The sequence below is a fragment of the Caulobacter vibrioides genome (assembly GCF_002310375.3).
In the GTDB taxonomy this organism is placed as follows: Bacteria; Pseudomonadota; Alphaproteobacteria; order Caulobacterales; family Caulobacteraceae; genus Caulobacter; species Caulobacter vibrioides_D.
Genome location: NZ_CP023315.3, coordinates 1,231,455 through 1,244,009, shown reverse-complemented (window position 1 = coordinate 1,244,009; position 12,555 = coordinate 1,231,455). Strand labels below are relative to the sequence as shown.

At 66.7% G+C, this 12,555-nt stretch carries 13 protein-coding genes and 1 tRNA gene; 5 read left to right on the top strand and 9 right to left on the bottom strand.

The genetic code is table 11. The features are described from left to right. Position 1: 1 nt before the first annotated feature. Together murA and CA606_RS05780 are read right to left on the bottom strand one after the other, a co-directional pair. Positions 2–1,291, bottom strand: a complete 1,290-nt coding sequence (gene murA, locus CA606_RS05785) for a UDP-N-acetylglucosamine 1-carboxyvinyltransferase (protein WP_096051992.1) — start codon at positions 1,289–1,291, stop codon at positions 2–4. 97 nt (positions 1,292–1,388) lie between these two features. Then, positions 1,389–1,838 carry a hypothetical protein gene (locus CA606_RS05780; RefSeq protein WP_096051993.1) on the bottom strand — a complete coding sequence of 150 codons (450 nt, stop codon included), beginning with the start codon at positions 1,836–1,838 and terminating at the stop codon, positions 1,389–1,391. Between the two features lie 90 nt (positions 1,839–1,928). Between CA606_RS05780 and CA606_RS05775 the strand changes: the two genes are divergently transcribed. Beyond that, a tRNA-Thr gene (locus CA606_RS05775) sits at positions 1,929–2,003 on the top strand. A gap of 202 nt (positions 2,004–2,205) precedes the next feature. Here CA606_RS05775 and CA606_RS05770 read toward each other — a convergent pair. From CA606_RS05770 to CA606_RS05755, 4 genes are all read right to left on the bottom strand, one after another. Further along, positions 2,206–3,498 carry an MFS transporter gene (locus tag CA606_RS05770; RefSeq protein WP_096051994.1) on the bottom strand — a complete coding sequence of 431 codons (1,293 nt, stop codon included), beginning with the start codon at positions 3,496–3,498 and terminating at the stop codon, positions 2,206–2,208. A gap of 88 nt (positions 3,499–3,586) precedes the next feature. Then, positions 3,587–5,131, bottom strand: a complete 1,545-nt coding sequence (locus tag CA606_RS05765; RefSeq protein WP_096051995.1) for a GH39 family glycosyl hydrolase — start codon at positions 5,129–5,131, stop codon at positions 3,587–3,589. A gap of 113 nt (positions 5,132–5,244) precedes the next feature. Further along, positions 5,245–6,105: a dienelactone hydrolase family protein gene (locus tag CA606_RS05760; protein ID WP_096051996.1), complete on the bottom strand. Its 861-nt coding sequence runs from the start codon at positions 6,103–6,105 to the stop codon at positions 5,245–5,247. Between the two features lie 65 nt (positions 6,106–6,170). Then, the gene (locus CA606_RS05755) at positions 6,171–7,202 is read right to left on the bottom strand and encodes a N(4)-(beta-N-acetylglucosaminyl)-L-asparaginase (protein ID WP_096051997.1); all 1,032 of its coding nucleotides are present in this window, start codon (positions 7,200–7,202) and stop codon (positions 6,171–6,173) included. A 53-nt stretch (positions 7,203–7,255) separates the two neighbouring features. Between CA606_RS05755 and CA606_RS05750 the strand changes: the two genes are divergently transcribed. Next, positions 7,256–7,993, top strand: coding sequence for a copper homeostasis protein CutC (locus CA606_RS05750; protein ID WP_096051998.1), 738 nt, complete (start codon positions 7,256–7,258; stop codon positions 7,991–7,993). Here the strand turns inward: CA606_RS05750 and CA606_RS05745 are convergent. Genes CA606_RS05745 through CA606_RS05735 form a run of 3 tightly spaced genes read right to left on the bottom strand, consistent with a single transcriptional unit; the run spans position 7,990 to position 10,606 of the window. Further along, a complete protein-coding gene (locus tag CA606_RS05745) occupies positions 7,990–9,153 on the bottom strand; it encodes a glutathionylspermidine synthase family protein (protein WP_096051999.1) in 1,164 nt (387 codons plus the stop codon). The genes CA606_RS05750 and CA606_RS05745 overlap by 4 nt on opposite strands. Beyond that, positions 9,153–9,911, bottom strand: coding sequence for a PspA/IM30 family protein (locus tag CA606_RS05740; RefSeq protein WP_096052000.1), 759 nt, complete (start codon positions 9,909–9,911; stop codon positions 9,153–9,155). Before CA606_RS05740 ends, CA606_RS05745 begins: the two co-directional genes overlap by 1 nt. A gap of 23 nt (positions 9,912–9,934) precedes the next feature. Next, the gene (locus CA606_RS05735; RefSeq protein WP_096052001.1) at positions 9,935–10,606 is read right to left on the bottom strand and encodes a YjfI family protein; all 672 of its coding nucleotides are present in this window, start codon (positions 10,604–10,606) and stop codon (positions 9,935–9,937) included. A 148-nt stretch (positions 10,607–10,754) separates the two neighbouring features. On the opposite strand from CA606_RS05735, the gene CA606_RS05730 reads away from it, so the two are divergent. The 3 genes from CA606_RS05730 to CA606_RS05720 are packed head-to-tail and all read left to right on the top strand — an operon-like array spanning position 10,755 to position 12,545. Continuing rightward, positions 10,755–11,408 (top strand): YjfK family protein, encoded by a 654-nt coding sequence (locus CA606_RS05730; RefSeq protein WP_181242886.1) that lies wholly within the window; start codon positions 10,755–10,757, stop codon positions 11,406–11,408. A gap of 50 nt (positions 11,409–11,458) precedes the next feature. Beyond that, a complete protein-coding gene (locus CA606_RS05725) occupies positions 11,459–11,890 on the top strand; it encodes a DUF350 domain-containing protein (protein ID WP_096052003.1) in 432 nt (143 codons plus the stop codon). Positions 11,891–11,900: 10 nt separating this feature from the next. Beyond that, entirely contained in the window at positions 11,901–12,545 is a 645-nt protein-coding gene (locus tag CA606_RS05720; RefSeq protein WP_096053858.1) for a DUF1190 domain-containing protein, read from the top strand. Positions 12,546–12,555: the final 10 nt, after the last annotated feature.

Here is a 12,555-nt window from a genome sequence, read left to right as displayed (position 1 = left end):
GTCAGAGTTCCGCCTCGCCGTCGCCCTTGATGCGACGGACCTGAGCCCCACAGGCGCCGAGCTTCTCTTCCAGACGCTCAAAGCCCCGGTCCAGGTGATAGATGCGGCTGACCGTGGTCTCGCCGCGCGCGACGAGGCCCGCGATCACCAGGCTGACCGATGCGCGCAGGTCGGTGGCCATGACCTCCGCGCCTTCCAGCTGGTCGACGCCGCGCACCCGCGCCTCGCCGCCCGACACCGAGATGTCGGCGCCCAGGCGCATCAGCTCCGGCGCGTGCATGAACCGGTTCTCGAAGATGGTCTCGCGAATGCGGCTCTCGCCCTTGGCCGTGGTCATCAAGGCCATGAACTGGGCTTGCAGGTCGGTGGCGAAGCCGGGGAACGGCGCGGTCTCGATGTCGACCGCGCTCAGGCGTTGGCCGTTACGGCGGATGATGCAGCCATCGGCCGTCTCTTCGACGCTCGCGCCGGCTTCCTTCAGCTTGTCGAGCAAGGCGTCGATCAGGCCGGGACGGGCGTTGCTGAGACGAACCTCACCGCCGGCCATGGCGGCCGCCACGGCGTAGGTGCCCATCTCGATGCGATCCGGAATGACGGCGTGCGTCGCGCCGTGCAGACGCGGAACACCGGTGATCGTCACGGTCGGCGTGCCCGCGCCCTCGACCTTGGCGCCCATGGCGTTCAGGCACTCCTGGAGGTCGACCAGTTCCGGCTCGCAGGCGGCGTTGTGGATCACCGACACGCCATCGGCCAGCACGGCGGCCAGCATGGCGTGCTCGGTGGCGCCCACCGACACGAACGGAAAGCGGATCTCCGCGCCCTTCAGGCCGCGCGGGGCCTGGGCGTAGACGTAGCCCTCGTGCAGGTCGATCTTGGCGCCCAGCGCCTCGATGGCCTGAAGGTGCAGATCGACCGGACGCGCGCCGATGGTGCAGCCGCCGGGCAAGGAGACCTTGGCCTGGCCCGAGCGCGCCACGAGGGGGCCCAGCACGTTGAACGAGGCGCGCATCTGGCGGACCAGATCGTAGGGCGCAAAACCGCTGGTGATCTCCGGCGCGTGCAGGAGCGTTTGCTGACCGTCCGGGCCATCGCTCTCAGTCACTTGCACGCCCAGGCGCATCAGCAGCTTACCCAGGAAGCGGGTGTCGGCCAGGCGCGGCATGTTGGTCAGGCGCAGCGGCTCGTCGGTGAGCAGGCTGGCCGCCATCAGCTTGATGGCAGAATTCTTGGCGCCGCTGACCGGGATCGTCCCGTTCAACTGCGCGCCGCCGATGATGGCGATGCGATCCATTAAGGTCCCTCGAACGCGCGGGGTGGGGACGCCGCGCGGTCCACATGTGAGGCGCGCGTTCTATCCGTTGCAAGAGGGCTTGCAAGGCCCTGGCGGTCTAAATCGGCGCCGAGAGATCGTAGGGACGCTCGTCGGGCCAGCACAGCGCGTGGGTCGTGCTGGCGAGGTCGATGGCGACCTGCGCCAGATCGATCGCCTTGCGAAGCGCCGCCAGGCCATCCTCGCCGAACGCCGCCTTGCCCGACGGAGTGTCGAACTGCCCGCCATCGCCGGACAGGCGCACCGCCACCGCCCATCCCTCGCCGCCCGGATTCGGAAACGGCGCGGAAAGCGAGAGGGTCAACGCCCGCCGCTCGCCGGACCCGTGAGTTATCCCCAGCAAGTTTCGAACGTCGTTATACGGCGTCGGCGCGGCGTCGGCGGCGGCCGCAGCCGCGTCCTCGCCCCCGAAATCCTTGCGCGCCGCGGCTTTTCGCTTGCGGAGATTGGTTCTGAGGGCTTCGGCCAGCTTGGCTTCGCGGGCCGCCTTGTCGTCTTCGATCGGCATGATCCGGGGGTGCGGCGACAAAGTTGTTCGGTCAAGACGATTTTGGGCTTGGCGTTCGCGATTCTCCTCGCTATACGCCCCCTCCTCGTCGCCGCCGTAGCTCAGTGGTAGAGCGCATCCTTGGTAAGGCTGAGGTCGGCAGTTCAATCCTGCCCGGCGGCACCATGGGGACCCAAGCAAGCTTCGTTGCTTGGGTCCCCGCCATTCTGACGAGAACCCCGTTTCAGGTTTAGTAGCGCCAAGCGCCTGTCGTGAGACGGGGCTCAGCGTCGCGCTGAGCTTTACTCCAACAGACACGCGACAGCATCGCGGCCGCCAGGGCGACCGCGACGGGATAGAGCGCTCCTCAGGGTCGGTGGGGCCGCCGTTATCCTAGCGAGCTGGACCGCTTCAGCCTCGCCATCACGATAAAGACGAGCAGGCTTGTCACCAGCAGCACCGCCGCCAATGCGAACATTGGGGCTAGCTCACTGCCGGTGGCGTCGCGGACGATCGGAACCAGATTCTGGGCGATGAAACCGCCCAGATTGCCCACCGCGTTGATCGCCGCGATCCCCGCCGCCGCCTTGGGGCCGCTGAGGAAGCTGGGCGGCAGGCTCCAGAACACCGGTTGAGCGGCGAAGATGGCCGGCGCGGCGATGCACAGCATCGCAAACTTCAACGGCGCGCCCGGCACGATGACGCTGAGGCTCAAGGCCACCGCGGCCAGCAGGACGGGCCCCGCGATGTGCCAGGCGCTGGCGCCGTGTCGCGCCGCGTGGCGCGGCACGAACCACAGCGCCACGGCCACGAACAGCCATGGAATGACGTTGATGAAGCCGTTCAGGGTGTTGGAGACCCCGAACGACTTCACAATGGTCGGCAGCCAGTAGCTGAGCCCATACGCGCCCAACGGCATGCCGATGTAGAGGCCCGCCAGCATCAGGACGCGGGGATCGAAGATCGCCTTCCAGGCGCCGCGATGATCGTCGACCTCCCCGCCCCGCTCGGCCGCGAGCACCGACGACAGCCAGGATTTCTCGACGTCGGGAAGCCAGCGGGCTTCAGAGGGGCCATTCGGCAACCGCCAGAGTACATAGGGGGCCAGCAGGACCGCCGGCATCCCGGTCACCAGGAAGACCCACTGCCAGCCCGCCAGCCCCAGGAAACCGTCCATACCCAGCAGAAGCCCGCCGATCGCGGCGCCGACCGCATTGGCCAGGGCCGAGGCGATCATGAACAGTCCCACCATCCGCGCGCGATGCGCCTGGGGGTACCAGAGGGTCAGAACGTAGAGCACGCCCGGGAAGAACCCCGCCTCGGTGACCCCGAGCAGAAAGCGCAGGATGTAGAACATCGCCGCGTTCTGGGTGAAGCCTAGGGCCAGGGTGACGAGCCCCCAGGAAAACATGATCCGCGTGAACCAGACGCGGGCGCCCACCCGCGCCAGGATCAGGTTCGAGGGCGCCTCGAACAGGAAGTAGCCGATGAAGAACAGCGACGCGCCCAGGCCATAGGCGGCTTCGCTCAAGCCAAGCGCCTGCACCATGTCCAGCTTGGCGTAAGACACGTTCTGCCGGTCGATATAGGCGATCAGGTACATCAGGCAGAACAGCGGCATCAGCCGTCGCGTGACGCGCCCGACGGTGGCGCGCTCCAGGTCGCCGGAGGGATCGGACATGGATGATCTCCTAGGAAGCGCGCTTCGCGCTTGAGGCTGCCAGATCGGTTCTGGGCGATCCCGCCTGCGGGTGAGCAGACTTCGGCATCTAGGCCAACGGATCAAGTTCGATCAGAACCACGTCGTTGGCCCGCATCGGCAGGTCCAAGACGGCTTGTGCGGACACCCGCAGCACCCGTTCGATCTCTGGCCGGTCCTCGGTCAACACCTCCAGCGATCGCAGTTGCGCCGGCGTGAGCGTGGTGGGCATACCCATCTCGATGTAGGCGCTGTAGGCGTCGTTGCGCTGATAGCCGACGCGGCGCACGCGCAGCCGATAACGCCCTGACTTGAGGCGGGTCAGCCGGACCTTCAGCGGCTCGATATCCGCAGCGGGATGAAGCCGCGTGTAGAAGGGTCGGTTGCTGACCTTCTGGTCGGGCTGTCGCCAGGCATAGGCCAGGACCGTCACGCGATCGCCGTCGCGCGCGGCGAAGACCTGGTCGTCCGTGCAGGCCAGCTCCCGCCCCTTCACGGCGTTCAGATACTTGTAGGCGAACCAGGACGGCTTGCGGACGCCCTGCGGGTTCATCAGCCCAAAGCCGCCCTGGAAGGGCGCTGTCGGCGGCCCCGGCTCTTCGAAGAGATCGGTGTAGGTCCAGTAGCTCATGCCCTGGACGAGTCCCTTCACCCGCCGCAGCTTCTCGACGATGTAGGCGGCGCTGACATAGCTGTCATGGACGCTGTCGCGCGGGGTGTAGCTGGTGCTCCATTCGGTGAAGTAGAGCGGCAGTCCGGGGAAGGCCGAGGCCTCGATCTGCTCGCGAACCCGACGCACATCCCCGACAACCGCATCCGGCGACGGCGAGAGCTTGGTGTCCTGCACGCCCTTCTCGTCGAGAAAGCCGCCATCGACGCCGTAGGTGTGGGTGGTGACGAAGTCGACGGCCGAACCGCTCTTCTTCACATGGGCCAGGAACTCCGGAACCCAGGCGGCGCCCGCCGTCGAGGGACCACCCACGCGCAGGGATGGATCGATCGCCTTGATGGCGCGCGCGGTGACGTCATAGAGCTCGAAGTAAGCCGCCTGGTCCGCCTTCTCCCAGAAGCCGTCGAGATTGGGCTCGTTCCAGACCTCGAAGAACCAGGTCCGCACCTCCTCGACGCCATAGCGTTCACGCAGGTGACGGACAAAGGCGTCGATCAGGTCGCGCCAGGGTCCAAGCTTGGGATGAGAGGTGTTGCCCTTCCAGTAGAAGATGGTCAGGTCCGAGGTCTTCATCGCCTCGGGCGTGAAGCCGAGCTCGACAAAGGGCTTGATCCCCTTGGCCAGCAGGGCGTCGTACAGCTGGTCGATCTTGGTCCAGTCGTAGACGATCTTGCCGTCCTGGAGCTTCACCGTACCCAGCACGTCGTGGAAGATCGCGTGGAAGCGAATGTAGCGGAAACCCAGTTCGTCGACGGTCGTCTTGAGCTGGGCCTGGCTGTCTTCGCGGATCAGGGTCCCGGGATAGTCGGATCCGATCGACAGATCGAAGAAGCGATCGACGGGAGCACCGGTTCGGCTCAGGTCGATGTCAATGACACGGGAAAGGGGCCCCGCCCTCGCCGCGAGCGGCAGCCCCGCCACGATCGTTCGGCGCGATAGCGACATCCGTTTGCTCCCCGTCCCTGGAGAAACGGCTACACGGCGTTGATAGCGCTATCAATCATTTTGTAGGACAAATAGAGGGCGGCCTCGCTTGCGCGAGCCGCCCTCTTCGGCCGCTAGAGCGCCGCCTTGTAGAGCGCCAGGAGCTCGGTCCAGGCCTTCTCCGCCGCAGGCTCGTTGTAGGCTTGGCTGCCGGGTACGGTCCAACCGTGGTTGGCGCCGACATAGACCTCGACGGTCGCCTTGATCTTAGCCTCAGCGAACGCGACCTTGAGCTTTTCCTTGGACGCCGGGTCGCGCTTGTCGTCGTTGTCGGCGACGGCGACCAGATAGTCGGCCTTCGCCTTGGGGATCAGCAGTTGCGGGCTGTCGGGCCCCTCGGCGGTCAGGCCGCCACCATGGAAGCTGGCCACCGCGCCGATCCGCGCGGCGTTGGAGCCGGCGGTGCGGAAGGCCAGCGGTCCACCCATGCAGTAGCCCTGCACGCCGACGCGCTTGGCCTTGTTGGTCTGCGGCTGGGCGTCCAGGAAGGAGACGAAGGCGACCGCGTCGGTGACTGCGGTGGTCGGCGTGACCGTCCTGGCCAGGGCCGAGATCGTCTCCCGGTCCTGCGGATTGCCGAAGCTCATTGCGCCCTCCATCACCGGCGCCTTCTTGGTGCGGTAGTAGAGGTTGGGGACCAGCACGACATAGCCGGAGGACGCCAGGCGACGGGCCATCTGGCGGAAGACCGGACGCAGGCTCCAGATATCGGGCCACACCAGCACCGCCGGCCATTTGCCCTTCCCTTTGGGATAGAACAGCACCGCGTCGGCCGTGCCATCGGGCGTCTTGACCTCGACATCCTTTTCCACGACCGAGTCGTCGGCGTGCGCGACCGTGGCCACGCCCGTCAGGGCCACGGTCAGCAGGCCGAACCGGCGACGCGAGATCGTCGGATCCTGAATGAGGCCGGGGTGGATTTCATCATCGCACATGGCGGTCTCCTCCTTAGATTTGGGACCGGCACGCTATAACCGCGTTATACGTTCGCCTATCCACTTTACCGGGCTGCCGAATAGGTCGCCTTGCCGGGTACGAGGAGGTCCTGCTTGCGACCATCGCACACGGCGTAGCTGAACCCGGACTGGATCGCCCAGGCTCCAACCTCGCCCGCCTTGTTTACGGCCAGGAAACCAACCTGGATGTCCTTGGCCTGCGGCTTCTTCTTCAAAATCCGCTCGACAGCCTCGCGGCAGGCCGCCTCCGGCGAACGCCCCTGCCGCATCAGCTCCACCACCAGGAAGCTGCCGACATTGCGGATCACCTCTTCGCCAACGCCGGTGGAGGTCGCGCCGCCCACCTCGTTGTCGACATAGAGACCCGCGCCGATGATCGGGCTGTCGCCGACCCGGCCGCGCATCTTCCAGGCCATGCCGCTGGTGGTGCAGGCGCCGGACAGGTTTCCCTTGGCGTCGATCGCCAGCATGCCGATGGTGTCGTGATTGCCCGCCCCGCCCGGCGTGCCCAGTTGGCCGGTCGTCTTGCCGTAGTCGGAGACCTCGCTATTGGCCCGGGGCTGATACTTGGCGTCCTTCTTCCAGGCCTCCCAGGCGGCGCGGGACTCCGGCGTCAGCAGTTCCTCACGAGGAAAGCCCTGCTCCAGGGCGAACTGCAGCGCGCCGGCCCCGACCAGCATCACGTGCGGGGTCTTTTCCATCACCCGGCGCGCCACGGAGATCGGGTGCGCGATATGCTCCAGCGCCGCCACCGCGCCGCAATTGCCCAGCTCGTCCATGATGCAAGCGTCCAGCGAGACATTCCCGTCCCGATCCGGATAGCCGGCGCGGCCGACGCTGTGGTTCTTCAGGTCCTGCTCGGGAATCCGCGCGCCGGCCTCGACGGCGTCCAGCGCCCGGCCGCCCTTGGCCAAGACCGACCAAGCGGCCTGGTTGGCGGCGACGCCGAAGTCCCAGGTCGAGATCACACCGGGGCCCGTCAGCCTGACACCGTCGCCCTGCGCCGTCGCGCGCCCCGCGCTCAGCATCGCCGAGCCCGCGAGGGAGGCGCCGATCAGGCCTCTACGATTCAACATCCGTGTGCTCCAACAAGACCGCGCCGATTCCGTAGCACCGCCTGGAGGCCAGCATGAGCCCTGAACGCATTCTTCTGGAAGTCTGTGTCGATACGCCCGCTGGACTGGCGGCGGCGATCGCCGGCGGCGCTGATCGGATCGAACTTTGCGCGGCCCTGGCCCTGCAAGGCCTGACCCCTGCGCCGGGCCTGATGGCCCAGGCTGCGTCAGCGCCGATCCCGATCTATCCGATGATCCGGCCGCGCAACGGCGACTTCTGCTACGACGAGGGCGACGTGGACGCCATCAAGCGCGACATCGATGCGGTGCGCGCCCATGGCCTGGCGGGCGTGGTGATCGGCGCCAACCGCCCGGACGGCGCGCTGGACCTTCCCGTCCTGGAAGCCCTTGTGGCGCACGCCCAAGGCATGGGCATGAGCCTGCACCGATCGTTCGACCTCGTGCCCGATCAGGCCGAGGCGCTCGAGATCGCTGTCCAGCTGGGGTTCGAGCGGGTCCTGACGTCCGGCGGCGCCCTGACCGCCCAGGCCGGCGCAGAGCAGATCGCGGCCCTTGTCGAGCAGGCCGCGGGACGCATCGGCATCCTGGCCGGCGCCGGAGTCAAACCTGGCAATGTCGCCGAGCTGGTCCGCCGCACCGGCGTGCGCGAAGTCCACGGATCCTTCAGTGGCCCGATCCCCGGCGCCGAGCCGAGCTCGAAGCTGGGCGCGATGGGTTTCGTGCCGCCCGAGCTGCGCGACACCGATCAGGCGGCCGTCGCGGACGCCGTTCGCATCCTGCGCGCGCTTTAGCCTTCGATGATGTGCGGAATGAACCGCGAGCGGTCGCGCGTCACCTGGCCACGATCCTCGCGGACTCCGATGCCGGCGGGCTGATCGCCAACGACCCACGACCCGATCACCGGATAGTTCGCGCCGAACCGGGGCGGCGGCTTCAGCTCCTGACGGATCCAGCCTTCAGCGCCATAGCCCTGGTCGAGCACCCTGCCCTTGCGGCCGTCCTTCCAGAGCTCGATGTTCGCGCCCTCGCGGCTGAACAGCGGCTTGCGCGCGTAGCTGGCCCCCAGACGCTCGACCTTGGGATCGTCGTCGAAATAGGTCTCCAGCAGGTTGGGATGCCCCGGGTGCCGCTCCCACAACAGGGGGAGCATCGCCTTGTTCGACAGAACCGCCTTCCAGGGCGGCTCGAGGAACAGGGTCTTGGACCCCGCTATGCTGGCCGCGTAGGGCTCGCGGAGCATGTCCTCCCAGGGGTACAGCTTGAACAGCGCGCCGATGATGTAGTTGTCCTGGTCGACGAAACGGCCGTCAGCGTCGAGACCGATCGCCGTGGTCGGCACGAACTTGGGCTCCAGACCCGCCAGGCGGCCCATGTCTTCCAGGAAGCGCACCGTCTGACGGTCCTCGACAAAGTCAGGATCGCTGGCGAAGTGGACAAAGCCGCCGTTCGGGAAGATCGCCTTGAACCGCTCGGCCAACTGGTCGTGCAGGCTGTTGAACTGGTCCGTCGACTCCGGCAGCGCCCCTTGCTGGATCAGGTCCTCCAGCCACAGCCACTGAAACACGCCCGCTTCATAGATGCTGGTCGGGGTGTCGGCGTTGTACTCGTAGAGCTTGGGCGGGCCGGCCCCGTCGAAGAAAAAGTCGAACCGCCCATAGAGCGACGGATCACGCGCCTTCCACGAGGCGGCGACCAGGTCTCGCGTCGCTTCAGGGATCTGAAGCCGCGCCATCAGGGCGTCGCTTTTGACGGCGTCGTCCACGAGCTCCAGGCAGAGCTTGTGCAGCGCCTCGGTCGCGGGTTCCAGATGACCCTCGACCTCCTCCAGCGTGAAGGCGTAGGCCGCTCGCTCGTCCCAGTAGCGGCGGCCATCGGCGTGATGCCAGGTGAAACCGACGGCCTCGGCCTTAGACTTCCAGTCCGGCCGAGGCTTCAGGGTCAGACGACGCATCAGGCGTCCGAGCCGTCCCGAGCAACCTTTTGCCTGTCCTCGATGGCCAGCATCGGGGCCGGCAGGGCCTCGTTCTTCGGGGCCATCAGGCGCGCCAGCACGTCCTCGGCGCCGCTCGCGCCCGGCAGGATGCCCGCCGCCGCCAGCTTGGCGTCCAGATCAGCGCCGGTCTTGCGGTCCTCCGACTCGCTGTGCAGCCGGAACTGCTCCTCGCGAACCGCCTGACGTTCCTTGATGCGCTTGAGGCTATCGGCGGCCGAGCCGACCACACCGCTGGCCGAACCCGAGCGCGAGATGACGGCCGCCTGAGCCTTCTGGACGCTTTCGTTGACCTTCACGATCTCGATCTCGCGGCGCAGCGCCTCGACCTTGGTGTCAGTCTGGGCGATCACCGTGCGCAGCTTTTCCTCAGCCGCGCGCAGCTCAGTCATCTGAGTCGACTTCTGGCCCGCGTCCTTTTCGAGGTCGGCGATACGCTGCGCCACTTCCAGGGCCAGGGCTTGGTCGCCCTTGTTCATCGCCGCGCGCGCCGAGGATTCGTACTTGCGCGACTGGTCGGTCAGCTGGGCGACCTCGGTCTCCAGCGCGCGGCGGCGCGCGACCAGCTTGGCCAGCTCGTCCCGGGCCTTGCCCTGGGCGGTGTCGGCGTCGCGGATCTCCTGATCCAGGATGCGCAGGGCGTTGGCGTCCACAACCGTCTGCGCGCCTTCATGCGCCGCGCCACGGAACAGGGCCGAGAGCTTGCTCCAGATAGACATTCGAAGTTCTCCGGTCTCTGTCGTTAGGCGGCCGCGACGCGGCTTTTTTCGAAGGAATCACGCAGGTCGCTGGCGGCGGCGATGGCGTTGTCGGCCAGGGTTCGCAGCTCGATGATCAGCGTCTGCAGGGTGGTCTTGGACGAGATCTCGCCCAACAGCTCGTAGTAGTCGCGGCCGTCGACCGTGGTGATGCCGAAGTTCGACAGCGGCACGATCTTCTGAGCTTTGAGCAGGAACTCATTGAATTCCGAGCGATTGTTCTGCTCATCGCAGGCCCACAGCAGGGTCGAGACGACTAGTTGCAGCCCCCCGCCGCTGACATAGATCGGCAGGTCGCCGAACTCGTGCATAACCACCATCAGCACGGGCTCGACGCCCTCGACGACCGTAACGGTCATTTCGTCCTCGCGCACGAGCGCGCTTTCCACCAGCGCGTCGCGCAGGGTGTGGATCGTCCAGGCGGTGTCGATAACGGAGTCCATATGTTTGACGCCCTTGGGGGGATGGGGATTGGTCTGCAGCGCCGGTCCGCGGACCGACTCGACGACGATGGCCTGCACAGCCGAAAGAATGTCGGGCTTGCACGCCGCCGGCGCCCAGACCTCGATTTTCACGAAGCCGGCGTTCCGTCGCGCTTCGCGCCACGCCCGCGTTCTTTCAGCGGCCTGAGCGCTTCTCTTCAGTCTAGCAGGCATGCGTTACATGTACGCATAACATGTATGCTTGACAACCCATCGTATAGCGTCATCCTGCGACCGACTTCACCCGAGAGCAAGCACGCTTTCGGGAAACCGGCTTCGCCCACCAGATAAGCGAGCCGGCCCAGGATTCGAGGCCTCGCTGATCGCGATGTTCGGAAAACTCTTCGGCCGCAAAGACCAGCCCTCCGGCCCCGCCCTGCCCATCATCCGTAACGTGACGATCGGCCGGACCGTGGTGCTTGACCCGCTGGCCTGGCGCCGGCTGGGCGAGGAGACCAAGTTCGCCCTCGACCGCGATACGCTGGAGATCACCGCGCAAGGCCTGATCCAGCTGAACGACGGCGCTTTCGTCCATCGCTTCTACACCGACGACGAGATCCTGTTTCAGGTCGTCTCCGACGATCGCGAGGGGCAGAAGGCCAACGACTTCACCGTCTTTACGCCCTGGGCCAGCGAGTATCCCGCCGATCGCACCGATCACGAACTGTGGAACCAGCGCCTGCGGTCTCGCACCTTCCAGCCCGAAGGCCTGCCGCCCTACACGCGCCTTTGGTTCGGCGATGAGGCCGAGCAACAGGATCCGGTGACCCTGTGGGAAGACGTCTACTATGCGCGCGACGCCCAGACGCCCGACCGCCGCCTGTTCCAGACCGTGATGCTGTTCCACCGCGACCTTCTGGGCGGCGATGGTCGCGAGCTCTTGCTCGCCCTGACCCTCGAGCCTGAAGATCGTAAAGACGTCAGTCACGAGACCATGATCGGCCTGCCGCTGTCGGTGGGCGAGTTCCGAGCCTGAATTTTGACGAGCCCGCATACCCGCTCGGCCAGCGCCGATCGGGCGGGTTCTTGGGGAGAGCCAGCCAGATGTTCGACTTCATCGGTTTCAAGGAAGGGGCGATCGCTTTCCTGCTGGCCTTCGCCTTGGCCGGCCTGTTCACGATCGCCTTCAAGTACATCTACCAGTGGGTGACGCCGTACAACGAGCGCGCCTTGATCCGGCAGGGCAACACCGCAGCGGCCATTGCGCTGGCGGGCGCGCTGGTCGGCTATGTCCTGCCCCTGGCCTCGGCGCTCAGCCATACGGTCAGCCTGCCTGAGTTCGCCGCCTGGGCGACGCTGGCCGGCGTGATCCAGATCGCCGCCTTCACCGGCGTTCGCATCGTGGCCCTGCCCGACGTCAAGACCCGCATCGAAAGCGGCGAGGTCTCGATCGGCGTCTATCTGGCGGGCATCTCCATCGCGGTCGGCCTGCTCAACGCCGCCTGCATGACCGCCTGAGGACATGGCCATGACCGCTCCTCGCAAGCGCTCCAGCTCGCTGCAACTCAGCACCATGCTCGTCGGCGCGGCCTCGCTGACTTTGGCCGGCTGCGACGATCCCTCGCCCCAGGCCAGCTGGGACCCCAACCGGGGCGAACAGGTCGAGGCGTTCAGCTACAAGAGCCTCGCCGAGTGCAAGGTGGCCAACGAGGTCTCCGACGAGCAGTGCGACACCTCTTGGGCCGCCGCCCAGAAGGACGACGCCGAGAAGGCGCCGCGCTATGAGGCGCGCGCCACCTGCGAAGAGGTCTACGGCCCCGGAAACTGCGTCCCCCGCGGCCAGGACGGACAGAGCTTCTTCGGTCCCCTGTTGGCCGGTTTCGTGATCGGCCAGATGCTGGACGGCGGCGGCGGCTACTATCGCGGCACAGGCATGTATCGCCGGGACGATCGCTATGGCGGCGGCTACTACTCCACCTGGGGCGGAAAGCTCGGGCGTGACTACGGCACCGGCAAGACGGTCATCAGCAAGACCAGCATCGACCCGCCGGATGTGATCCGCAACGCGCCGCCCAAGGTGCAGACCCGCACCTCGGTGGTCTCGCGCGGCGGCTTCGGCGGCGGACGCAGCTACGCCAGCAGCAGCCGGTCCAAGGGTAGCTTCGGCGGCTGATGCGGGAGCC

Excerpts from the sequence above, each read along its gene's own strand:
- CA606_RS05720 (WP_096053858.1), top strand. The coding sequence starts at position 11,901 with ATGACCGCTCCTCGCAAGCGCTCCAGCTCGCTGCAACTCAGCACCATG.
- CA606_RS05760 (WP_096051996.1), bottom strand. The coding sequence starts at position 6,105 with ATGTGCGATGATGAAATCCACCCCGGCCTCATTCAGGATCCGACGATC.
- CA606_RS05745 (WP_096051999.1), bottom strand. The coding sequence starts at position 9,153 with ATGCGTCGTCTGACCCTGAAGCCTCGGCCGGACTGGAAGTCTAAGGCC.
- CA606_RS05735 (WP_096052001.1), bottom strand. The coding sequence starts at position 10,606 with ATGCCTGCTAGACTGAAGAGAAGCGCTCAGGCCGCTGAAAGAACGCGG.
- CA606_RS05780 (WP_096051993.1), bottom strand. The coding sequence starts at position 1,838 with ATGCCGATCGAAGACGACAAGGCGGCCCGCGAAGCCAAGCTGGCCGAA.
- CA606_RS05750 (WP_096051998.1), top strand. The coding sequence starts at position 7,256 with ATGAGCCCTGAACGCATTCTTCTGGAAGTCTGTGTCGATACGCCCGCT.
- CA606_RS05740 (WP_096052000.1), bottom strand. The coding sequence starts at position 9,911 with ATGTCTATCTGGAGCAAGCTCTCGGCCCTGTTCCGTGGCGCGGCGCAT.
- CA606_RS05770 (WP_096051994.1), bottom strand. The coding sequence starts at position 3,498 with ATGTCCGATCCCTCCGGCGACCTGGAGCGCGCCACCGTCGGGCGCGTC.
- CA606_RS05755 (WP_096051997.1), bottom strand. The coding sequence starts at position 7,202 with ATGTTGAATCGTAGAGGCCTGATCGGCGCCTCCCTCGCGGGCTCGGCG.
- CA606_RS05765 (WP_096051995.1), bottom strand. The coding sequence starts at position 5,131 with ATGTCGCTATCGCGCCGAACGATCGTGGCGGGGCTGCCGCTCGCGGCG.
- murA (WP_096051992.1), bottom strand. The coding sequence starts at position 1,291 with ATGGATCGCATCGCCATCATCGGCGGCGCGCAGTTGAACGGGACGATC.